Source organism: Mucilaginibacter pankratovii, assembly GCF_014773265.1.
GTDB classification, from domain to species: Bacteria; Bacteroidota; Bacteroidia; order Sphingobacteriales; family Sphingobacteriaceae; genus Mucilaginibacter; species Mucilaginibacter pankratovii.
Genome location: NZ_JACWMY010000002.1, coordinates 349,319 through 374,144, shown reverse-complemented (window position 1 = coordinate 374,144; position 24,826 = coordinate 349,319). Strand labels below are relative to the sequence as shown.

17 protein-coding genes are annotated in these 24,826 nt (G+C 40.8%); all 17 read left to right on the top strand.

The window, feature by feature from the left end; translation table 11 throughout:
* The first annotated feature begins 149 nt into the window (after window positions 1-149).
* The 17 genes from IDJ77_RS04580 (at window position 150) to IDJ77_RS04500 (ending at window position 24,745) form a co-directional block, all read left to right on the top strand.
* Entirely contained in the window at window positions 150-2,981 is a 2,832-nt protein-coding gene (locus IDJ77_RS04580) for an Ig-like domain-containing protein (RefSeq protein WP_191187750.1), read from the top strand.
* Between the two features lie 39 nt (window positions 2,982-3,020).
* The gene (locus IDJ77_RS04575) at window positions 3,021-6,890 is read left to right on the top strand and encodes a malectin domain-containing carbohydrate-binding protein (protein WP_191187749.1); all 3,870 of its coding nucleotides are present in this window, start codon (window positions 3,021-3,023) and stop codon (window positions 6,888-6,890) included.
* A 259-nt stretch (window positions 6,891-7,149) separates the two neighbouring features.
* Window positions 7,150-7,950, top strand: coding sequence for a polysaccharide biosynthesis/export family protein (locus tag IDJ77_RS04570; RefSeq protein ID WP_191187748.1), 801 nt, complete (start codon window positions 7,150-7,152; stop codon window positions 7,948-7,950).
* A gap of 43 nt (window positions 7,951-7,993) precedes the next feature.
* On the top strand, window positions 7,994-10,297 hold the full coding sequence (locus IDJ77_RS04565; protein WP_191187747.1) for a GumC family protein: 2,304 nt from the start codon (window positions 7,994-7,996) through the stop codon (window positions 10,295-10,297).
* Between the two features lie 21 nt (window positions 10,298-10,318).
* A complete protein-coding gene (locus IDJ77_RS04560) occupies window positions 10,319-11,653 on the top strand; it encodes a hypothetical protein (RefSeq protein ID WP_191187746.1) in 1,335 nt (444 codons plus the stop codon).
* The gene (locus IDJ77_RS04555; RefSeq protein ID WP_191187745.1) at window positions 11,646-12,644 is read left to right on the top strand and encodes a glycosyl hydrolase; all 999 of its coding nucleotides are present in this window, start codon (window positions 11,646-11,648) and stop codon (window positions 12,642-12,644) included. Before IDJ77_RS04560 ends, IDJ77_RS04555 begins: the two co-directional genes overlap by 8 nt.
* 108 nt (window positions 12,645-12,752) lie before the next feature.
* Window positions 12,753-13,925, top strand: a complete 1,173-nt coding sequence (locus IDJ77_RS04550) for a glycosyltransferase (protein ID WP_191187744.1) — start codon at window positions 12,753-12,755, stop codon at window positions 13,923-13,925.
* Window positions 13,922-15,145 (top strand): glycosyltransferase family 4 protein, encoded by a 1,224-nt coding sequence (locus IDJ77_RS04545; RefSeq protein ID WP_191187743.1) that lies wholly within the window; start codon window positions 13,922-13,924, stop codon window positions 15,143-15,145. The genes IDJ77_RS04550 and IDJ77_RS04545 overlap by 4 nt, the downstream gene beginning before the upstream one ends.
* A gap of 43 nt (window positions 15,146-15,188) precedes the next feature.
* Window positions 15,189-16,652 carry a lipopolysaccharide biosynthesis protein gene (locus IDJ77_RS04540; RefSeq protein WP_224750960.1) on the top strand — a complete coding sequence of 488 codons (1,464 nt, stop codon included), beginning with the start codon at window positions 15,189-15,191 and terminating at the stop codon, window positions 16,650-16,652.
* Window positions 16,653-16,668: 16 nt separating this feature from the next.
* Window positions 16,669-17,550: a glycosyltransferase family 2 protein gene (locus tag IDJ77_RS04535; RefSeq protein WP_191187742.1), complete on the top strand. Its 882-nt coding sequence runs from the start codon at window positions 16,669-16,671 to the stop codon at window positions 17,548-17,550.
* A 37-nt stretch (window positions 17,551-17,587) separates the two neighbouring features.
* Window positions 17,588-18,478, top strand: coding sequence for a glycosyltransferase (locus tag IDJ77_RS04530; RefSeq protein WP_191187741.1), 891 nt, complete (start codon window positions 17,588-17,590; stop codon window positions 18,476-18,478).
* A gap of 38 nt (window positions 18,479-18,516) precedes the next feature.
* On the top strand, window positions 18,517-19,851 hold the full coding sequence (locus IDJ77_RS04525; protein WP_191187740.1) for a UDP-glucose dehydrogenase family protein: 1,335 nt from the start codon (window positions 18,517-18,519) through the stop codon (window positions 19,849-19,851).
* A 206-nt stretch (window positions 19,852-20,057) separates the two neighbouring features.
* On the top strand, window positions 20,058-21,428 hold the full coding sequence (locus IDJ77_RS04520) for an exopolysaccharide biosynthesis polyprenyl glycosylphosphotransferase (RefSeq protein WP_191187739.1): 1,371 nt from the start codon (window positions 20,058-20,060) through the stop codon (window positions 21,426-21,428).
* A 41-nt stretch (window positions 21,429-21,469) separates the two neighbouring features.
* The gene (locus IDJ77_RS04515) at window positions 21,470-22,474 is read left to right on the top strand and encodes a bifunctional heptose 7-phosphate kinase/heptose 1-phosphate adenyltransferase (protein ID WP_224750959.1); all 1,005 of its coding nucleotides are present in this window, start codon (window positions 21,470-21,472) and stop codon (window positions 22,472-22,474) included.
* 7 nt (window positions 22,475-22,481) lie between these two features.
* Entirely contained in the window at window positions 22,482-23,039 is a 558-nt protein-coding gene (locus IDJ77_RS04510; RefSeq protein WP_191187737.1) for a D-sedoheptulose 7-phosphate isomerase, read from the top strand.
* Window positions 23,040-23,049: 10 nt separating this feature from the next.
* Window positions 23,050-23,547, top strand: a complete 498-nt coding sequence (rfaE2, locus tag IDJ77_RS04505; RefSeq protein ID WP_224750958.1) for a D-glycero-beta-D-manno-heptose 1-phosphate adenylyltransferase — start codon at window positions 23,050-23,052, stop codon at window positions 23,545-23,547.
* 49 nt (window positions 23,548-23,596) lie between these two features.
* Window positions 23,597-24,745: a glycosyltransferase family 9 protein gene (locus IDJ77_RS04500; protein WP_191187736.1), complete on the top strand. Its 1,149-nt coding sequence runs from the start codon at window positions 23,597-23,599 to the stop codon at window positions 24,743-24,745.
* The last annotated feature ends 81 nt before the right edge of the window (window positions 24,746-24,826 follow it).

Below are 24,826 nucleotides of genomic sequence, written 5' to 3'. Positions count from 1 at the left end.
ATAAACCGTACAACTACCTTTAACCAAGCTTAAAATGGGGCAAAATGAGTTAAAATTGTATCAAATAATCAACGCTTGTACGCAGTAAATAACTGTAAGCGAGAGGGCGAAGCTTTGCAAGCAGCATTAGCCACCACTTTTAATTTATCATGACATCTATTTTTAACTTTTTAAAAAAGTTCCTGTTTTTACCCTTTCTCATAATAGTAACAGTTACGTTTATTTTTTTCAGCGCGAATGCATTAAAAGGGAAAATAGCTGCCAGTGATAACATAAAAACGCCCGACCTATTTAATTTAGCTTCGGCGCCTCTGATAGAGAACATCCGTATAAACTTCCAGGACGAAAACACACAGGCGCCCCCCGGGTGGTTAAAAGATACCGGCGAACCATTTTCAGAGCATCCCGGTATTTATGAGGGATCAGGATTAACATTCGGCTGGAAAAATCAACTAACTAATCAACCTCTAAGCTTACAAGGCAACGGCAGGGCAAGGCTCGAGCCCGAAGACGTTTTGTTATCCACTTTTGTGCATATGCAGGCGAGCGATATAAGTGCTCTTAGGTACGGCCCGTTTGACGGCGTAAAAGCCAACGGTTACTGGGAACTGAAAGTACTAAATGGCGTGTATAAGGTAACCGTTGCAGCGGGCGACGGCGCAGTTACTAAAGCTAAGCAGGTAGATTGTTTAAATGTAGAAGGTGTTAAAGCCATCTCCAATTTTATACCGATAGGCAAATTACGAAGCCCTGGCCGGTTTAAAGAAGCTACTGTTACCGTTACGGTAACGGATGGTTTGCTAACCATTGATGCCAATGGCGGCACGAATACTAAAATATGTTATGTAAGCATAGTGCCGATTAGTGCCACCCCGTATTTGTATTTATTGTCCCCTCAGCAAAATCTCCTGATCGAAAAGCAAAGTAAAGCTAAACATATAGCTATTTTGAAATTGAATAATTCATTGCAGCAAAAAATTACTTACAGTATTTCGGCAACTTACTTAAACGGTAATAATAAATGGCTCTCATTTAGCGCAACTAAAACCAACAAAGATTCGGTTCAGATCGATTACTCATCCGGACGTAGTCTTCCTGTAGGGAATTACCCTGCAAAAATACAAGTATCATCTGATGGCTATGCGCCGGCAAGTATAGATATACTGCTCCGGGTGGTGGATAATACCAGGCCTTATGTAATAGCCGCCAACCCCATAAATGGCTCAACCATCACTTCTAATATAACTATAGCGGCAAATAGCCTTTTTATCCCAGCTGCCAAAGGATTTAAAGGAGGCACAGACAACGCAACAATCACTAATAAAACTGTTAGGCTTTTAAAGCTTGATAACGGAAAGGAAGTAAATGTACAGGGGAATGTACAAGGTACCGGTGGGGGAGATGCGATCAGTTTTACGCCATCGCAACCGCTGGAGCCTTACACAAACTACAAGTTCATTATTACCAATGGTGTGAAAACTTATAATGGCACACCATTCGTTCCATTTGAATCATCGTTTTCGACTGCTTTGGCCCCAATTGACTCAAGCAATATTATTAAGGCAGAATTTACTAAGATATCTGTGCCCGGCACACAAAATAAAAAATACACATCGCTTTTATTTGGCCCCGACGGTAAGTTTTATGCGCTTAAGATAGATGGTGGGATAGAGCGGTATAAAGTTGATCACCAAAGCGGGATGTTGAGTGGAATGCAGCCGATTAACACGTTGGTTAAAAAACGCGGTGAGTCGACAGCCATAGGCTTAACTTTCGATCCCAAATCAAGTCAGCAAAATTTAATTGCCTGGGTGTCTTATTCCTCGGCCGGACTAAACGCAGCGCCGGTATTTGACGGTAAAATTTCGAGGTTAAGCGGCTCGGAATTACAAAACGAAGAGCAAGTTATTGTAAATCTTCCACGATCCACAAGAGACCACATGGTTAACAGCATGGCTTTTGGCCCGGATGGTGCTTTGTATATTTCGCAAGGAAGCAATAGTTCGGCAGGTAATTATGATAAAGGCTGGCAACGGGAAGAGACTTTGCTGTCGGGAGCCATACTAAGGCTGGATATTAGCAAATTGAACACCGTGAAATTACCACTCGATGTAAAAACCAGCGATAAACAAAACCTGATAAACCATGCCTCAGCTGTAAATATAAAACTCACCGACGGAGGGTATAATCCATATGCGTACAACTCGCCCTTAACCATTTATGCATCGGGGATCCGCAATGCTTACGATATGGTTTGGCACAGCAATGGCCAATTATACATTCCGGCTAACGGCTCTGGTGGTGGAGGCAACTCACCGGCTTCGGTTGAGAAAACTAAGCGCCCGGATGGAAGCTATTATACTGGCCCCGCCGTGTCAGCTACAGAAAATGTGCCTGTACAACACGATTGGCTTTTCAGGGTAAATCCTAATAAAGGCATTGGTTATTACGGGCATCCAAACCCGTTGCGCGGAGAATATATTATAAACCGCGGTTTTGCTGATAATCCGATGTACAATCCAGCTGTAAAGCCGGATAAAAACTATCGCGGAGCAGCATTTGATTTTGGTTATAACAAATCACCGAACGGCGTAATTGAATATAAGAGCAACGCTTTTAATGGAGCCCTTAAAGGGAAACTGCTGGTTTGCAGGTTTAGCGGAGGGGGTGATATTATGGTGTTGGAGCCGGGCTCGATGAGTAAATTAAGTGATGCTAAATCACAAAACGGCAGCGAATATAATATTGTAAAATCTGCAACGGGTGCTGGCAACTATGGTTTGCAAGGAATGGTTGGATTTGCTAATCCATTAGATCTTACAGAGGATGTCACCAACGGCAATTTATACGTAAGCGAGTTTAATTGGAATGAAAACCCAAATCTAACATCGCAGATCACTCTTTTAAAGGTAGTGCAAAAACAACAGCGCAAGGTAAAAGCTGCGCAAAAGCGCATTACTCGTCCGTTAAAACGCAGGTAAGTACAGCGTTTTTCATCTTCTTCAGCTTAATTAATTATTATGATAGGGAAAAATTACAAAACCGGTACGGTTAACATGTACAAAGCTTTTTTTATGCTGTTCTTTTTGGGAATCGGTTCCAAGGTGGTCGGTAAGCCACTGGTGGCTAAAAGCATGGCTATGTACAACGTTGGCAGCAAAGCGATAGCAGACACCTGCAGCCCTATAAGCACGCTTGATTGTAATGCGATAAAAGTTGCCCTGCCATTTAATCTAAATTTTAACGCAGCTACCCCAGGTACTCTAAATGATAAAACAGGACAGGGTACTGGCTTCACAACTGTTAATACCTATTCGGGTACCAGACTGTCAGTTGATGGTGCACGAACTTATAGTGCTGTCCCCGGCTACGAACCGTCAAAAATTACTTTAACGGGCGGGCGTTTACAATTGGTTGCCAATAAAGGGATAGACTATCTTACTAATAATAACCAAATCAACATATTAGGCGTACAAGTTGCTCCCGTTAAAAAACTACAGATAGACGCTAAGATTGTTAACCCCTACAACGGTACGCAATCTCAGCAAGCGGGGATATGGTTTGGCTTAAATGATAAAACTTTCATTAAGCTGACTATTGCAGGTAATAAGGTAGAGCTAAGAAGAGAACTTAACGATATATCATCTACCGCTGCAGGTACGGGCAACCCCGACCAACGCGTTACTGCTGTAATTAGCGGCCTGAGCAGCCAAACAGTTAGTCTACGTATTGTAGTCGATTCGCTTAACAACACTGTTGAGGGTTTTTATTCTACCGACAATTCCACGTTCATTAATGTTGGTTCATCTTATCCTGCATCATCTATAAGTGTAGCAGACATGGGCATAACAAACACTGCAGCCTACACGGCAATTTACGCTTCATACCGTAACGGCACAGCCGCTGTAACTTATACTTTTGATGATTTTGCGGTAACTTCTTTAAACGTACCAGTTGTGCCTCCTACACAAGATGTTAATATAAACTTTCAAACTGCTGCAGCGGCTGTCCCGGCCGGGTATGTTGCCGATACCGGGTTGCCATATGATGCAACGCGTAAATTTGGGTGGATAAACCCTAATACAAAACAACCGGCAGACCTGCAGGCCAACATGCGCCTTAGAACAGGCACTGGTGATGTAAAACAGTTAAGCCTGGTACAAATGCAGGCTACAACCAGCCCGCAGGTGCCGGGTACCTGGGAATACATGGTAACCAACGGACAGTACCGTGTAACGGTTAGCGCGGGAGATTTTAGCTATTTCGACAGTAATAACCAGATTAATGTGGAAGGATTACCTGCCATTGCAGACTTTAGCCAAACATCAGCCAATAAATTCAGAACAGCCACTGCTGTGGTGCAGGTAACCGATGGTAAGCTAACGGTTGATGCCAGTGGCGGGGTAAATTCAAAAATGAATTACATTACGTTTGCCCCGGTAACGCCTGTAACAGACAATACCGCTCCAACGGCCACTGCAAGGCTTGCCGGCACTTTAAAATCAGCAGGCACGTATGACGACGAGGTGCAAGTGTTTCTATCAAGCACAGATGCGGGTGGATCAGGGTTAGAATCCTTACAATACTCGCTCAATTCCGGGAGTTTTATTGATTACAAAGCGCCGTTTATTTTAGGCACAGCCGGGAGCTACCAATTGGCTGTTAAAGCTACTGATGGTAATGGCAATACAGCTACCAATAGCTACAATTTTAGCGTAATTGCACAATCAAATTCGGGTGCTTATATGTCGTTAAAAAACCTGGATGCTTTCCCATCAAACGAACGCCTCGTGTTTTCATTGATACAAACGCCATGGAGGCGTACCAGCCCTGATACTACGCCATATAACGCTAACCACGATAGGGTTAAACTACGAATAAATAATAAGGGTACAGGCAAACTAAAGGTGAGTAATCTTAAGCTATCTAACCCCGTCGCATGGAAAATTGTGTCGGTAAATACCGATACCCTGGCAACAGTTCCTTTTTCGATAACGTCAGGCAATTTTACGGATGTTACTATCCAATTTGTTGCTAAAGATGCTGGTACCCGGTTGAAAGTACTTAACGATACCCTTACCATAGCCAGCACGGATAGTATTTCGCCGGTTAAAAAGGTAGTGCTGTGCGGTATTTGGCAAAAGGAAGGTGAAAGCACAAATGAACCGTATGCCCAACAGCTAATTAATGCATTTGGATTTGGTACAATAGTAGGTTACGCCCAAAACGACGGCAATGTAGATGGTACTACACGAGTTAGCAGTTCAAGCGAAATTAATGCAGACTACTTTGTGAGAGCTGATGCCTCTAAACCTGTAACCATTGTGCAGTTGGCTGCTTATCACGGCTGTTGCTCGGCAGTAGAATCTATTAAGTATTTCAACAAAGGTTCTACCTCCAACTTAACTATCTTCACTCACAATAATTTAGACGGACAATCAATCCTACCCAGGCTAATCGGTTCGAGCATAAACCTTGCCCGCGGCACTTTTAACCCAACAACCGAGTTTGGTTTCCGTGTAGGTACGTCATCAACCGATCGTACACAAAATGTTAACGGGTTAATAGGTATCAGGGTATTAAAGGCTTTGGATGCTGCAGGCAACATTATTCCAAACGCTTACTTTTTAAATGGCGATTACCTGGGCACTTCATATACAAATTACGATTACCAGGATAATATCTATTATATAGAAAATATGAGGCCCGATTCCGGAACGGTGAATTACTCCGAACTGGTATCGCTGCCTAATACCGCATTTACCTTCGATCCAACAGTAACGGGAAGCAGCAAAACGATAGCTGTTACTTTAAAAAATAATGGGAAATCGTACGCGGATAGCACCAGCGACCCGTCCATACAGATAAAAAGCGTAAAGATCACCGGGCCAAACGCCAGTGAATTTTCTACCCCGTCACTCGCAACAACAACAGTTGGTGTGGAGGGCAGTAAAGTTATCAACGTGAAATTCAGCCCGGCAACTATTGGAATAAAGAATGCAGTGCTGGTGGTAAACTACAATAGCGCTTTAGCACCGTTGCGTATTCCGCTTTATGGCATAGCCAATACAGCAAACGCTACGGTTAATGTGGTAAAGCGAATAAAAGGAGGTACCGATGCTAATGTAACTATAGGGAACGTAGTATGGGAAAACGATAAAAATTATCGCAAAGGATCTATTAAATTAGATATGCAGATTGCTGTAAGCCCGATAGCTTCTACAGATATCGATTCCCTTTATCAAACTTATTTATCAGCAGCAACCGACCTTGCGGAGACAAGGTACGAAATACCTGTAACCAATGGCAACTACCTGATACGGATGCATTTTGTAGAAAATTATTGGACAGATGCGGGCTTAAGAGTCTTCGGAATAAATATTGAAAATCAATTAGTACTGCCCAATTTCGACATATTTACCGAAGTAGCATACCGCACAGCATTAGTGAAAGATTTTGCAGCCACGGTTAGCGATGGCGTATTAACCATTAAATTTAACCCTACAGCTAATAGGGTAGCACTGGCGGCTTTAGAGTTATATCAGGCAACAAATGTTGCGCCTCCAACTGTAATGGCCTCCAACAAAAATAGCTTATTATCGGAAGTGCCAGACTCTGCTGCCCTGAGTAAGAAATTGGTTGTATACCCTAACCCAAATCTGGGTAGCCAGTTCAATTTAAGCATCTCAAACTTTCCTAAAGGCGAACAAGGCGTTATAACTGTTACCGATACTTTTGGTAAAACCGTTCAAACGCAAAAGTATATAACCGATGATTACGGAACTGCTTACCTGCAAATACAATTCAATCGTGTACTGGGGAGGGGCGTTTATATGATAAATGTTCGGTCGAATTCAGGAGCTATGTACTCAAAACTACTCGTTCAGTAAAATTGATGCACACATCTCAACACTTATTTCCCATTATTTTACATTAACGTACCAACCCCTTCAAATGCTAATTTTTAAGGCTTTTAATTGCAATATTTGATCATAATTAAAGCCATAGTTATCAAAATAAAATAAATAATCGGCAATAATTGGAATCATTTTATTTTAATAAATCGCTTATGTAAGCGGAGTGGCGAAGCTCCATAAACGAAACTAAGCAAGTCTTCATCTCAAATTAATAAATACTCACATCTACACCATGAAAAATATTTCCCTGCCGAAAGGCATTTTGTTCACAGCAGTTATTGCGCTATGCGCGCTTAATTCCTGTGTTAATACCAAGCGCCTTAAATACTTCCAGGATCTGCCGGAGTCAACCCAGGCAAAAGAAGTTGACATTGCAACCTACAGCGAAACTTTTATACAACCCGATGATATTTTAGCGATTAACATTAATACTATTGACCCAGCGGCCACCAACAGTATCAACAGCCGTAATGGTGGTTTTTCGAATGCTGGTACTCCGCAGTCAGGTATGATTACGCCGGTATCGGGTTACCTGGTAGATAAAATGGGCTTTGTAGATGTGCCGATACTCGGTAAAATAAAAGTAGGGGGGCTAACCACGCTGAAGGCCCGTGAAGTTATTGCGGGCAAGGCTATTGAGTCTTTTAAAAACCCGGTGGTAGACGTGAGGTTTTTGAACTTTAAAATCACTGTGATTGGTGAAGTCAACCGCCCGGCATCATACGTTGTTCCTAACGAGCAGGTGAGTTTACTTGATGCAATAGGCTTTGCCGGCGATTTAACTGTATACGGTCAGCGCGAAAACGTGTTGCTAATCAGAAAAGACGCCGCCGGTAAAAATGTCACCGTGAAATTAGATCTCACCAAAAAAGCAACGCTGAACTCGCCGTATTTCTACTTGAAGCAAAACGACGTTATCTACGTAGAGCCTAACAAAACCAAGGTGCTGAACAACGATAATAACCTTATCAAATACATTACCGCCGGTGCAACAATATTTACTGCAATTATACTGGGTATAAGATATTTATAATCATCCCAAAATATACTTCTAAAAATCAACTAAATATATCTTTATGGAAACTCGCCTGGTAAAAGAAAACGGCAACGCCATTAGTAATTTTCTTTTACAGATCAAATCGCATTGGTATCTATTCGCAATCAGTTTCATCGTGTTTTTGGGTTTGGCTTTTGCATATGTAACCTTTGCAACTAAACAATACTTGGTTACAAGTACCATATTGCTTCAACAGCATCCAACCACGCCCGACGCATCTTCTCAATACGCCAACGGCGGTGTATCATCTGCGTTAACTGTAACTGATAACATTAAAAACGAGGGAGATGTATTACGTTCGAGAAACCTGATGAAAGAAGTGGTGCGTAACATGCATCTGAATATACAATATTTTTATCGGAGCGGCTTACTTGCTACCGAGGCATTTGAGGAAACTCCTTTTATCGTAAATATTTCTAAAAACAAAGTCGATTCCTTACAGCTACGCAAGTACGTGATAAACGTGGTTGACGATAACACGATCAATATTGCAAACAGCGACGAGGATATAAACTTGAAAGTTCCTTTCGGTAAAATGGTTAGCCTGCCTCAATATAATATCGAGATCTCGAAAAGGCCGGGCGTTTTGCCGGTTAAGCAGGAATTCTCGGTAAATATTATGTCAGAAGACGACGCGGTTACAGGGCTACTGAATAATTATGATGCCGAGTTTACCGATAAGGCGACTACGACTGTTGAATTTACTTTATACTATCCAAATTCCAAAAAAGGTGAGACAATACTGCAGAATTTAATGAACCAGTACCTCGCCGATAATTTGGCGAATAGAAAACGCAACATAGATAGCACCATCAACTTTGTTAACAACCGTATTGCTGTTGTAGCAGAAGAACTGAGCGGGATTGAAAAAAATTATCAGGCTTTCCGGAGCGATAATAACATAACTGATATTGATGAGCAATCGAAAGTTTTGGTGGGCAACGCAAGTATATATGCAGACAGGTACCAGCAGCAGCAAGTACAACTTTCAATTATCCAAAGCCTAAAAAACAGGCTTAGCGACCCCGGCAACAAAGAAGTAATACCAAGTTCATTAAGCATTCAAAATACATCGTTTGCTACAGGTCTTGCGCAGTATAATAACCTGATTAATGAACGCGAAAAAAGCAAATTATCGTATACCGATTCTAACCCGGTAATTCAAAACATCGACCAGCAGATTCAACTTGCACGCCGCAATCTTTTGCAGAGTATTGATAGCTATGCAAAGGAAATTGAACTGACAAGCGCCGGATCTAATAACCAGAACAACATAGTTAATAATACAATAAAGGCTGTGCCTGGTAAACAACGTGCCCTGGGCGATTTTGCAAGGCAGCAGGAGTTAAAACAGCAGCTGTATGTTTACTTATTGCAAAAACGCGAAGAAACGGCAATGGCTAAAGCGGCAGATATGCCTTACTCTCGGGTTGTTGATAATGCAAAAAGCAGTAAGTCGCCCGCAAAGCCAATAAAGCCAATAATTTATGTGATGTCCTTCTTCCTTGGCTTTATTGTACCGCTGGGCTATGTAAACTCTAAGAGTTTATTTGCTAAAAAGATTAATTCGGAAGCTGACATCGAAAAACAAACAGATGTATTGGTTATTGGCAAGATTGGACATAATAATTCATCCGGGAAATATCTGGTTGATATAAACTCAAGGTCTCCTGTAACGGAGAGCTTCAGGACGCTGCGTACCAAATTGCGTGGCCTGCTTGATAACGACCAATCAAGCGTGATCATGATAACATCCAGTGTAGAAGGAGAGGGTAAAACGTTTTTAACGTCTAACCTGGGCAGCACGTTAGCCATGTCGGGTAAGAGCGTAGTCTTAGTGGAATTAGATTTGCGTAAACCGCGTTTATCCGGATTTTTAGGGTTAGATACAACCAAGGCAGGGTTTACTAATTATGTAATGGAGGAGCTGCCTATAAGTAAAATTATAAGGCCAAGCCAGTTCGATGAAAACTGCTTTGTGATATCCTCCGGACCGGTTGTGGCAAATGCAAGTGAACTACTGCTAAGTGACAGATTACCGGAGTTAATTGCAGAACTGCGCTCCAAATTCGATTTCGTTTTAATTGACAGCCCGCCTGTTGGGTTGGTATCTGATGCGCTGGTAATTCAAAAGCATGTTGATATGACCATTTTTGTTTGCAGGCACAACTACACTGATAAAAACCAAATGGAGATACTAAATGACATTAAAACCAAGGACAACGTAGATAATTTGTACCTCGTGATAAACGACGTTGATTTTTCCAGCTCGGGCTATTCCGGCTATGGCTATGGTATGGGTTACGGAGACAAAGTAAATTAAGACTGAAGTATCATCGCTACCATGATCGCCAATAATTTTTCCCTGCAGCAAACGGATAACACAGTAAGTAATTTCATTACCAGATACGTTAACTTTTTGATGTTGTTTTTCCCAATAACAGCGTTTTTATTAGTGCCCGTTATTCCGGGTACAACCATCATCACGGTATTAGCAGGGTTGATGTTCTTTTTTATCCCCTTATCAACGCTTAAGGAAAATAAGTACTTGTTTTATAGAGACCTATTTTACTTTTTATGTGTGGTAACGGTTTTAAGTTTTTGTTCGCAGTTTATTAATTTAGTTACCAACCTTAAGCTTATAAAACCGCTTATTTTAATTAACCATAACGATTTTACCAAGACTTTTTACCGTAAATCTCACCTTACGCAAACGCTGCCTTTATTAGTTGGCTTTGTAATATATGCGTACGTAAAGTACTTTTCTACGGATAAGATCATCGATTATATATATTGGGGTTTAAGGCTATTGTGCTTATACGGCCTATACGAGTTTTGCTTTTACATGCTAACCGGCCAAAACGGCGACTTTATGGTTAACCGCACTTTTGGCGAGGGTGAAAAATCGGCTTCGCTTTTTCAAACCGTTAATCTCGGCGGTATCAGTATGATGCGCTTTAAAAGTTATACCGGCGAACCATCCATGTTTGTATTTACGGTGTTCCCTTTTTGGGTGTTGAGCTTTGGGCTAAACAGAACATTTGATAAATTTTTACTGCTGGGCTGCCTCATTTTAACATTCTCTACAACCGCTTATGCATGTATGCTGCTGTTTGGAGGATTCTGGATCATTTACAGAAGGCAGTTCCAGTTGTTCTATTATTTAAGCATTGGCATTGTGTTATTGTGCTTTGTTTTACAGATGGATATGTTTCAGCACCTGCTGGATAGTATTTACAACTTCGTTTTTGCAGGTAAGTTGGAAGGCAGCGCATCTGCCAGGGACAGGAGCAATAGTTTTGCAACGCATGTATCATATTGGGCCAGCCTCAATGGCTTTAGCCAGGCTTTTGGGATAGGGTTTGGGTATGTACGCTCCACAGATTTTTTCTCTACCATAATTGTAAATAACGGGTTGGTAGGAATCGTTGTGTTCACAACGTTTGTCCTCAAAAACTTATGGCTTAAAATACCCGGTGAGTTAGTTTCAATCTGCTACAAAGCAGGCTTATTCCTGGTTTACCTCATCATGATGGCTACTGTGCCGGAATTTGCTTACCCTTCCTTATGGATCTATATAGCCTTAGGTTATGTGTTACAAAACGTAAAGAAACCGGCAGCAGACGAAGCGCCAACATATAATTACACCAGTTCTACCAAGCTATTAAGTAATGCGTAACACAGTACTTAGGGTTGGCATAGCCATCATAACATTATGTTTCTGCTGTAAGTGTAACGCACAGATGCCTGCCCGGCAGTTTATATGGGGGATAAACGGGCACCCGCTTACACAAGTAGCATACTATTATAATATTGATGCCCAAATTAGCCAGATAAATGATTTAAAGCTGAAGAGTTACCGGTTTGATGTTTTGCTGGATAGTAACGGCTATGCTAAAAAGGAACAGTTGTTTAACCAACTGCTTATCAAGCTAAAATCGAACGGTATAATGGCATTGCCAGTACTTATGCAAAGTGGTTTAAAAGGGCTCGACAATGCGGCAGTTTATCAAAAAAGCTACACGCAAGGGCAAAATTTTGCAGCGCGTTACGCAAAGTACATGCAAGTACTGGAGGTTAATAACGAAGCGGATAATAAAATGATGCTCCCGGGCGATCCAAGTGGTACAAAAAAAGGTGATTACAATATTCAGAAATCGCAAAAAATAATCGCCGCCATTAAAGGGTTTATCGATGGTGTAAAATCCGGTAATTCAACAATAAGAGTTACACTATCAGTTAGTTACATACATTATTACTATCTGCAGTTGCTGAAAGAGAACAACGTTGATTACGATATCATAGGTTGCCACTGGTACTCAAACATGGGCCCGATAGGCGCCGCAAAGCCAAATGGCGATGACGTGCTGGCTCAAATGAAAAACAGATTTAATAAGCCAATATGGGTGACGGAGTTTAACCATTCTAAAGGAACGGGTAAAGCAAGCTTTGCTAAACAGAGCCAATATATTGCAGAAAGTATACCTGATATGATATCCAGGGGCGTAACGGGGCTGTTTATATATGAACTATATGACCAACCATCCCTTATGCAAAAAGACCCCAATGAGGCATTTTACGGACTGGTGTTTAAAGACGATTCCGGAAAATATGTTATGAAAGATGCTTACCAGAGCTTCAGGCAGTTAATTCAAAATCTAAGGCCTTAAGCTCAACATTCGCAGATAGCCACTGACAGCTTTAGTTTAAATACTACTGTTCAGGCTTTGCCGCTCAAAAAACTCAACATCTACTTAAAAAAAACCAATTTATTAACCATGAAAATAGCAATTGTACACGACAATCTTGTGTGTAAAGGAGGTGCAGAACAGGTTGCCCTTAGCTTTCATAATGCTTTCCCGGAAGCGCCCGTTTACACATTAAGTTACGATTCGCAAAATACTTACCCTGAATTTAAGGATTGCGAAGTAAGGACCAGCTGGTTTGGCAAATTCATCCGCAGCGAGAAAAATTGTAAAAGATTTTATTTCCCTTTAGGGATTTTGGCAATGCAGCAATTAGATGTTAGCGGGTATGATATCGTATTGCAATCCACTACACATTGTGCTAAATATATCAAAACAAGCCCCAATACGCTTATCATCACCTATTGCCATAACCCGTTTCGTTTGGTTTGGAGTACTGAGTCTTATGAGAAAGTGTTTAATTCGGGCTTCGTTAAGAAATTTGTTTACAACAAAGTTTTAACTTTTTTAAAAGGTCTTGATAAAGACTTTGCTGATAAAACCAATTGGTTCATTACCAATTCCCGGGAAGTGCTGCCAAGAATAAAAGCGGCTTACCAACCAAAAAATGAGGTAACCATCATTAACCCATCGGTTAAATGTAATAAGTTCTTCCTTTCGGGCACCGCCGGCGAATATTATTTAGTTGTATCGCGTTTTGAACCTTACAAAAAGGTGGACATGGTGATTGATACTTTTATAGATATGCCAGATAAGAAATTGGTTGTAGTGGGGAAAGGATCGATGGAAACAGAGATCAAGAAAAAATCTGGTCCTAACATAACTTTTTTAAGCGGCCTTAACAGCGAAGAACTTGCAGGTGTATACGCAAACTGCAAGGCATTTATCTTTCCACAGTTAGAGGACTACGGGATAACACCTCTGGAAGCTAATGCTTCGGGCCGGCCGGTAATTGCTTACGGCAAAGGCGGCGTATTGGAAACTATGATACCCTATGAAGGCGACTCTTTTAGGTCGACAGCTGTGTTTTTTGAAGAGCAAACCAAAGAGTCGTTAACAGGTGCTGTTAAGAAATTTGAAATGCTGGATTTCGACCCTGAATTTATCCGCAAACATGCCGAATCATTCGATGAAGGCGCGTTTGTATCTAAGATCAGGCAATTCGTTCTTAGGAAATACTCGTTAGCTAAAGGGATACCTGCAGAAGTAGTAGATGTTTTAACACCAAAAGCGATTGTTGCATGAGGATTCTGATCACTAATACTTACTATTTCCCGGCCTTTGTTGGCGGAGCTGAAATATCTGTTAAACTCCTTGCTGAAGGTATGTTTGCAGCTGGTAATACAGTTTATGTGCTCACTACAGGTTTAGAGGATAGAGTTTACCGGGTTAATGGGGTAGTAGTAATTAGTATTAAGCAACAAAATATATTCAATAGCTACGAAAAGAGGGAACGTTCTCAAGTGAGCAAAGTGTTATGGCACTTGCTGGATTCCTTTAACTTTTCTTACCATAATAAAATAAAGGCAATACTCAAAAGGGTAGCGCCCGATATCGTGCATACAAATAGTATTCAAGGGTTTTCGCCATTTCTCTGGCGTACTATAAAGTCTTTAAATATTCCTTTGGTACACTCCATGCGCGACTATTACATGCTTTGCCATAAGTGCAATATGTATAATAACGGTAATTGCCAGTCGTTATGCGCGCCTTGTGGCTTAACCAATTCTGTAAAGAAGGGCTTTTTTAAATATCCGGATCACTTTATAGGTATCAGCAACTTCATCTTAGACAAGTATAATGCTTATAGTAAAGAGGTAAGCGATAATAGCAGTGTTATTTATAACGCGGTTGACACGAGTGAATCGTCGTTGAAAATCAATGCCACTTCACTCAAGGTTGTATTCGGCTATATTGGCCGTATTGACAAAGATAAGGGCGTTGAATACATGGTAGATGAATTGGCACTACTGTCGGCCAAATTACAGAATGGCATTAAACTGGTGCTTGCCGGGAAGGGGGAAGTTGACTTCGTCAACAAGCTTGAAGCCAAGCTTGTGGGGATTGAGCACGAGTTTTTAGGTGTTGTAAAGCCAGCAGATTTCTACAGTAGCATAGATGTTTTAATAGTACCGGCATTATGGAATGAACCATTTGGGCGAATTGTAATAGAGTCTCTGTCTAATATGGTGCCGGTATGTCAATCTGATAGGGGGGGATTAAAAGAACTTTACAGCCCGGACAGTTCATGGATATTTTCGCCTCAATCGGGTCATTTATTGGCACAGGTAACTCACATACTAAATAACCGGGATGAACTGGCTGAAAAGAAACTGAACTGCGTAAATGAAGCCGGTAAATTTTCTGTAGATAAATACATTGATAAGCACCAGGCCTTATACAAATTTATTACCGCTTGTGCAGCACCACAAGAAGAAGAAGAGGTTGAAAAGCATCTTGTTTAAACAACGCTTTGTAAGTGATAAGTACAATTTATTATAATTTTAAATGGAGAGTATCCTAAAAAAGCCAGTTATACAAACCGATAAAAAATTAGTTGCCAGTGGTATCATTTGGAATTTTGTTCAAATGATTATCAACCAGGCCTTTGCTTTTGGGCTTAAGCTTATTCTTGCTAAGCTACTATTTCCGAGTCAGTTTGGCCTTGTGGGTATGGCCGTAGTATTCACCGGTTTTGTACAGGTACTTAACGATTTAGGAGTGGGTGCCGCATTAGTGCAAAAAAAAGCCGAAGATCTGCGGAATGAACATTTCCATACGGCATTTTGGGTAGGTGTAATATGGTCGGTGTTCCTGTACCTCATCATGAGTTTAGGTGTTGCACAGCTTGCGGCAACTTTTTACCACGAGCCTATGCTGCGGCAGATCATCCCGGTTCTGAGTATTGGTATTTTGTTTAGCCCGGTTAACCTGGTGCATAAGGCACAGCTAACCAAGCAAATGAACTTTAAAAAACTTGCTTTTATAGACAATACGTCCAACATACTGGCGGGCACCATATCCCTGGTTATGGCATTGATGGGGGCCGGGGTTTGGTCGCTGGTATTCAACTCAGTTGCAACGGTATTATTTGCAATGCCGCTATTCTTTAATGCAACGAGGTGGAAACCCGCTTTCATTATGGAGAAGCAGGCCTTTAAAGATGTGTTTGGTTTCGGCGTATACACTACGGGGTCCAATATTTTAAACTACCTGTATAATAATATTGATTACCTTTTGATAGGGAAATTGTTAGGTGCATCTTCATTAGGTATCTACACGCTGGCGTTTGTTTTAACAGATACCTTCAGAGGAAGGCTAATGGCTGTGATAAATAACGTAATGTACCCCATTTACGGTAAAAAACAAGGCGACCCGGAATCTTTAAAACGATACTATTTAAAAGTTATCCTTTTTAACTGCCTGTGCATATTCCCTATCATGGTTTATTTCATTGTGTCCGGCGAGCAGTTTGTAGTAAAGATATTCGGGGCCAAATGGAGCGAAACCGTAGCGCCATTGCAAATATTATCATTATCAGTAATGCTGCACATATTAGTTAGTGGTAACACCGCCTTGTTAAGAGGGCTTGGTAAACCGGGGCTCGAGATGAAACAACAGATTTTAAAGGCGCTTATATTTTTACCATCATTGGCTATAGGTATTTACTACTATGGCATAACCGGCGCTGCCTGGGCTATTTTGTTAAATAAAGTGGTTGTAGTGCTTTTTGCACAGTACACGTTCAATTACCTAATTCCCATAAAAATTACTTTCAGAGAGTTTTTAATAGCGATAAAGGCGCCCGTTATTGCGGCAGTTATTACTGCTATTGTAACATATTTCTTTAAATGGATAGGAGTAAACTACCTCTTGATAGGAGCACTAACCTGCGGTTGTTACGGCGTAACCATTTGGCTGCTGATGAAAGAGGAATTAACGTCTTTATATAATGGCTTTAGAAAAGCTTAATTAAATTAATTAACAAATGGTATCGGTAATTATTCCCTGTCATAATTGCGAGAGTTTTATAGAACGCGCTATCTCCAGCGTTATCGCGCAGTCGTTTAAAGACGTTGAAATAATCCTTGTTGAAAACAATTCTACCGACAACACTTTTGATGCATTGATAGACCAGCAATGTAAGTACCCAGAATTGATCCAAGTTTTTAAGGAGGCAAAAAAAGGTGCCCCTGCTGCCCGTAATTATGGGCTAAAACATGCAAAAGGCGAATGGATACAATTTTTAGATGCCGACGATGAGCTGCTTCCCGACAAGATATCGAAGCAGCTGAGAATTGCAGCCGACACCAATGCCGACGTTGTTGCCGGAGAATGCTTGCTTAAATACCATAACAATAATACCGAAGTTACCAGGCGTACCGATAGCAACATTTGGAAAGGGCTGATCACCTCTAACCTCGGTATCACCAGTTCAAACCTGTGGCGCACCACTGCGCTTTTGCAGGTAAAAGGCTGGGACGAACACCTAACCTCATCTCAGGAGTACGACCTCTTGTTCAGGCTATTGAAAAATAGAGCCAACATATCCATAGATAGAAGTTTGAATACCATTATTCATTTTTCGGCTAATTCGGTATCAAAAACAACTGATAAAGAAAAACTAAAGCAAATTTTGAACAACCGCATTCAACTGCGGATGCGCATTAAAAATGAATTAAGGTACCGCTCCTTACTTACACCCCAATTACATTCCGCAATTGACAATTACGTTTATACAGAAATCACAAATAACTACGCCAGTTTCCCCGCATATGCAAACAGTTTGCTACAGCAATATAATTTGCGTGTTAGCCTGCTTAAGCAGATGAAGTTTAAAACTAAATTGTACTTAAAACAATTGAAATAGGCTTCACCGCCATTACATCTACATTTAATTAATTTATATGACCCCGAAATTTGTTTCGATCATCATACCCACTTATAAAGATTGGGCCAGGCTGTCTTTATGCCTTCAATCTTTAGCCAATCAAACCTACGATGCCAATTTTTTCGAAATTATCGTAGTGAATAATTATACAGCCGACAAGGTACCGGAAGACTACTTCATCCCCAAAAACTGTAAAATAGTAGTTGAGAGCCGGCCTGGCTCGTACGTTGCCCGTAACACTGGAATTAAGCTGTCTGTTGGCGAAATTATTGGCTTTACGGATTCAGACTGCATACCCGACCAGGATTGGATTAGCAACGCTGTAACAGCTTTTGAAGAGGACGATAACTTTGCCCGCATTGCTGGAAAAATAAGATTATACTATAAATCGGACAAGCTTACCAACGCGGAGCTTTACGAAACGGTTTATGCATTTAACCAGGATATTTATGTGGAACAGGATGGTACTGGTGTAACCGCCAATATGTTCTCTTTTAAGCACGTTTTCAACGAAGTAGGCATGTTTAGGGAGGATCTCTTATCCGGTGGTGACTATGAATGGGCGGTAAGGGCGCGCAACGCAAACCACAAAATTCAATACGCTAATAAGGTTATCGTGAGTCATCCGGCGAGGCATCACCTGGCAGAATTGGTGAAAAAAGCTAAACGCGTTGGAGGTGGCCAGGCTAACTTTAGTAAAGCCACAGGAAGTTTTTTTCAATCGGCGGTAAAGTTCATTTATGACCTTCGGCCGCCTATTAAAAGCATCCCGTTGATATTATCAAAAGGGAAACAAATGCATGTAACGCAGAAGCTGTTAGTTTTTTACATCAGGTACTATCTATCCGTTATTACTGCCCGCGAAAAATTTATGGTCAGCCTGGGTAAATCGGCCGAACGAGAATAAAAAATCAACTAAATATTTAATCATCTAATATAAATACTATGAAAATTGCAGTTATCGGTACAGGCTATGTTGGCCTTGTTACCGGCACTTGTTTAGCCGAAACCGGGAACGACGTAATTTGCGTTGATATAAACCAGCAAAAGGTTGAGATGCTGAGAAACGGCGAATCTCCTATTTATGAACCGGGGCTTCAAACCTTGCTTCATCGCAACATCGCTGAAGGCAGACTTAATTTTACTTCGAATTTAGCGGAAGCCGTGAAAGAAGCGGCAGTTATATTTTTAGCGTTACCAACGCCTCCGGGCGGCGACGGCTCTGCCGACCTAAGCTATGTGCTGGGAGCATCAAGGGATATCGCATTGATCACGTCTTCCTATAAAGTAATCGTTACAAAATCAACAGTGCCGGTGGGTACAGCTGATAAAGTAAAGGCAATGTTTGAACAGTATTCGGATATCCAGGTTGCCGTTGTTTCTAACCCGGAGTTCTTACGCGAAGGCGTAGCCATAGAAGACTTTATGAAACCTGACCGGATTGTGATTGGCACTACGGACGACCGGGCCAAAAAGATTTTGACAGAACTGTATACTCCATACGTTCGCCAGGGTAATCCTATCATTTTTATGGATGAACGGTCATCTGAATTAACAAAATATGCCGCAAACTCCTTCCTGGCCACAAAAATTTCCTTTATGAACGAGGTGGCCAATTTATGCGAAAAGGTTGGCGCCAATGTGGATATGGTAAGACTTGGAATTGGTGCGGATGAACGTATCGGCAAAAGGTTTTTGTTTTCTGGCATAGGTTACGGCGGTAGTTGCTTCCCTAAAGATGTACAGGCGCTGGCTAAATCTGCTCAGGAAAATGAGTACGACTTTAAGATATTAAACTCTGTAATGGAGGTTAACGCCTTACAAAAAACTGTTCTTGTTGATAAGATTAAAAAGTATTACGACGGAGAACTAAGCGGTAAAACATTTGCGTTATGGGGACTGGCTTTTAAACCTGAGACTGATGATATACGCGAAGCACCGGCTTTAGAAATTATAGAAGCCTTGCTACAGCACGGTGCAAACGTAGTGGCCTATGATCCTGAAGCAATGGCCAATGTAAAAGATTTACTAGGCGATAAAGTAGCATTTGCAGACAACCAATACGACGCCTTGCGCGGCGCGGACGCATTGCTGATATTAACCGAATGGAGCGTTTTCAGGAACCCCGATTTTGTCAAAGTTGGTGCTTTGTTGAAAAGCAAGGTGATATTTGACGGGAGGAATTTATTCGGGCTGGAGCAAATGGTTGAACATGGTTTTTATTACAATAGTGTAGGCCGTAAAGCCATCAGCGAGCTAAAAATCGAAAGCGCTCTTTAGGCGCACGAAAAAGGTTCACACATTTTCTCAATAAAGGTCCAACAGTACGTGTTGGGCCTTTTTATGAATAAAATGGATGTATAATTGCACATGATTACGGTATCAATAAAAATGTATTTAATAAAGTTTTGAGCATTTTATTAAAAAATTATTTTAAAACAAGCTACTTGTATAACATACTCGAAATTATTTAGTCCCATCTGCCCATGAAAACACGCTACCTTTATATGGTCTATTTGGCAATGTCCGTTATAGATATTGTCATCACCAACTTCTCATTTATCACAGCATTTAGCCACAACAGCTTTGGAATAAACAATTTTACAAGCCAGCTCATTGTTGCTAATTACCTTTGGATATTTACAGCAATTTACTTTGGCTTGTATAACCGAAAGTTTGTACATAGTCGCCAAAATAGTTTTGCGTTAACTTTAAAGAGCTTTGTCCTTTTTGCAATCCTGTTCTCCCCGTACATTCTTATTTCAAAAGGCGCCGACTCTGCATTGAGTTCGACGTTTATGTTTTATACAATTATGCTGCTTTGTATGATGGTAAACAGCTACCTGTATTTTTTATCTGAAACGCTGTTTAAAAAACATTTTAAAATCGCACGTTCTGTAGCAGTAATAGGGAATAATGCCGTTGCGCTAAAGCTGGCAAATTTCTTTAAAGAGCAGGATAGTCATTTTGCTTTTGAAGGTTTTCTGGATCAGGATAACGCTTCTTACCTAGATAGTAACGGACTCGTGCTACCGTCCATCATAAGCCAGATAAAATCTGCCTCTGCCAGCGGTATCAAGGAAATTTATTTATCGCTTTCTCCTGATAGGATCTATGAATATGACCTGCTTCAACGCGAAGCAGAAAAAGAATGTCTCCGATTGAAATTGATACCTGATATGTCAGCGTCAATGTTAAATCATTTAAAAGTTAGCTACATGGGCGAGTTTGCAGTGTTAAGTCATCGTAATGAACCTCTTGAAGATATAGGTAACAGGGTTAAGAAAAGGCTGTTTGATATTGTGTTTAGTTCGCTGGTTATTGTGTTTTTACTCAGTTGGCTATACCCGGTTATTGGGTTACTTATAAAGTTACAAAGCCCGGGCCCAATTTTATTTAAGCAATTACGTAGCGGTAAAGACAATAAGGACTTTGTTTGCTACAAATTCCGAAGCATGAAAGTAAATGCCGGTGAACGGCAGGCTACCAAGGATGATGACCGTATTACAAAGATAGGCCGTTTTTTAAGGAAGACCAGCCTCGACGAACTTCCACAGTTTTTTAACGTGTTTTTAGGAGAAATGAGCGTAATAGGGCCAAGACCGCACATTTTAACCCATACGAACGAGTACAGCCAAATCATCAACCAGTATATGGTAAGGCATTTTTTAAAGTCGGGCATTACCGGTTGGGCACAGGTTAGCGGTTATAGGGGAGAGACGAAAGATCCTTTACTAATGCAAAAACGTGTGGAGTATGACATCTGGTATTTAGAGAACTGGTCGATGTCTCTTGATTTGAAGATAGTGTTCATGACGATTTTCCAGGTGCTCAAAGGTGATAAAAATGCCTATTAGCATATAATTCATAATTTGATTTTTAACTATAATTTTAAGATATGTTAATCGATAAAATAAGAAACGTAAGGTATGCCGGGAAGCAACCTGCAATATTGGTTATCGGCGATCTAATGATCGATCATTACCTCCACGGAAAGGCCAATCGGCTTTCGCCAGAGGCGCCTGTGCCAGTTGTTAATCTAAAATCGGAGTATTTTACTTTAGGTGGTGCTGGCAACGTAGTTCAGAATTTGGTATCGCTGGGTGCGGTGGTAGCGGTTAGCGGCGCTATAGGTGATGATATTGCCGGAGCGCAAGTGATAAGCATTTTGAACAATGAAGGTGTTAGTACTGACGGCATACTAACAGACAAAGACCGTACAACTACTGTAAAAACAAGAATATTAGTTGATGGGCATCAACTGGCCAGGCTTGATAAAGAGTGCACACATAATCTTGACATAGTTGCAGAGAATAATCTGATGGAGCAGTTGTCTAGGCTTATTGAAAGCGCTGATGTTGTGGTATTGTCTGACTATAACAAAGGCTTTTTATCCTCAACGCTTACCCGCCGTATTATCACCGTTGCTAAAAGTTTTGATAAAAAAGTAATAATTGATCCCAAGGGGAATAATTATACCAAATACAGCAATGCCTTTATCATAAAACCCAACAGAAGTGAACTGGCTGTTGCTGCAAAACTGGAAAATATAGAGACAACTGAAGCCTTACAGGTTGCGGCAAACATTATCTTAGAACAAACGGAAGTTGAAAATTTAATAGTGACTCTGTCTGAAGAGGGTATGATGATCTTTGGCAAACAAGGGGCTACCGCTTTACCGGTTAAGGCTACCGAAGTTTATGACGTTACAGGTGCGGGTGATACCGTGCTGGCCACTGTATCCTATTTCGTCGCTTTAGGTTTAAATGTTGTGGATGCGTGCGAAATTGCTAATCATGCGGCAGCTATTGTAATTCGCCAAATAGGTAGCGCTACCACTACAATAGACGAAATTATTATTGAAATTGAAAACGAAATGCACAAACTGCAGGCCGTAAACTAAATATATTATGGTATTACAAGAACTCAACGACCATCTAACAGCTATACAAGATCTGATAGCAAACACATCATCCCAAATAGAACAAAGCTGCCAGGTTATACAGGATGTTATTAAGAACAATAATAAAATTTATCTTGCCGGCAATGGCGGTAGTGCGGCCGATGCGCAACATATTGCAGCAGAAATGACCGGCAGGTTTGTTAAGGAACGCAGGCCTTTGCCGGGTATGGCGTTAACAACTGATACTTCGGCGCTTACAGCAATTGCCAATGATTATGGTTACGAATTTGTTTTTTCCAGGCAGTTAGAAGCCTTTGCACAACACGGAGATCTTTTCATCGGTATATCTACCAGCGGAAATAGTATCTCCATTTTGAATGCTTTAGAAACAGCAAAAATTGCCGGATGTAGGACTATCGGCTTAACAGGCCGAGGAGGGGGCAGGATGAATACCATGTGCGATATTAACATTGTTGTACCTTCAGAAGTTACGGCGCGTGTGCAAGAAATGCATATTTTGATAGGGCATATTTTATGTAAAGCGGTTGACGATTTGTTTGCATAAATAAAAGAGAATGATCATCGAAGCAATGGAATATATCCAAAACAAAATCTATCATTCGTCTGATATTTCGCCTACCATTAAAAGCTGGAAAAGCGGTAACAAAACAATAGTTTTTACAAATGGCGTTTTTGATATACTTCATATTGGCCATATAACCTATTTGGCAGAAGCTTTTGAACTTGGCGATAAACTGGTTATCGGTTTAAACGCTGATGCATCTGTAAAGCGCTTAAAAGGAGAAAATCGACCCATAAACAATCAGGATAACAGGGCTAAATTACTTGCCGCTTTATTTTTTGTTGACGCTGTTGTAGTTTTTGATGAAGATACCCCTAAGGAACTGATCACCATTATATTACCTGATGTGTTAGTTAAAGGTGCAGATTATAGTATAGAAAATATTGTTGGTGCAAGCGAGGTATTGGCAAACGGTGGCTCTGTAAAAACTATAGATTTTGTTAACGGACACTCTTCAACCTCGCTGATAGAAAAAATGAGAGCCGTGTAAGCCCGATTAGCTTTAATAGCCCGGGCGCAAAAATTAGTCTTATAAAAACATGAAAGAAATTGTATACAGATTTAGCCCTAATATATCTGCAAAAAAAATAAGGGTTATTAAACTGACTGATAAACTGCTTTCGGGTATTTTTAGAAAAGGTGATAAAAAGGTTATCGATAACCAAGTAATTAAAGAAGTTACCATTGTACAACTTGCACATATCGGCGATCTTATTTTGATGCTCCCCGCCTTGAAGAAGCTAAAGGTACTATCCAATTACAAGATTAATCTCGTTGTAAACAGTCAAAATTTTGCGATTGCCAGCAAATTGAAATTTGTTGATTCGGTTACCGTTGCTGATGCTCCCTGGTTTGCAAGAGGTAAAAAAGGGAGTTACTTTGGTTTTCTCAAGCAACTTCGAAAAATTAAAACAGACTTTATATTTGACGTTCGCGGAGATCTTCGGAACAACTTATTTATCAAATTATTTACCCGGCATAAAGTTTTTGCTGGTTATAATGTAGGCGGGGGAGGAGCCCTGTTAGATGAAGTTTTTCCGTTTGACCATACCGGCCACAGTACGGGACTCACAAAACCGCTTTTTAATTACCTGAACTTACCTGATTTTGATTTTTCTAATTTTTGGGAGGCTGACGACATTCCTTATGAAATTGTAAATAACCATGTCTTCCCGGATAATTTTATGGTGATGCATTTAGGTGCCGGTGCCGAATCCAGACGCTGGCCTGTGCAAAGTTTTATTGAAACACTTAAGGTTGTAAGCAAGGATATACCTGTTTATGTATTAGGAACTAAGCAAGATGCAACACAGGAAGAAATTGCCGCAATTATTGCGATGCCGAATGTGGTGAACTGCGTTGGGGCATATTCCATACCGCAATCTATATACATACTAAAACGATCGAGCTTGTTTATGGGCCTCGAATCCGGCTTTTCGCATATAGCAGCCATGCTGAGGAAAAAGTCGTTCATTTTATTTAGCGGAACCTCTAATATAAATGTATGGAAGCCGTATAGTTTTACCGAAGGCCAGGTAACTTTATTAAACCATGTGGTTGAATGTGATTTGGTAACAGGTTGTGGCAAATTTACCTGCGATAATAACATATGCATGAAACATATTTACCCTTTCGAGGTGAGTAGCCTTATTCAATCACATTTGCAAAATACTGCATCTGTTGCCTGATAATACTCCGAAAGGAGTGAATAACTAAATTATCAACTAACTAAAACCATATACTTAAACTAAAAGCTGTCTCTTCCCCGA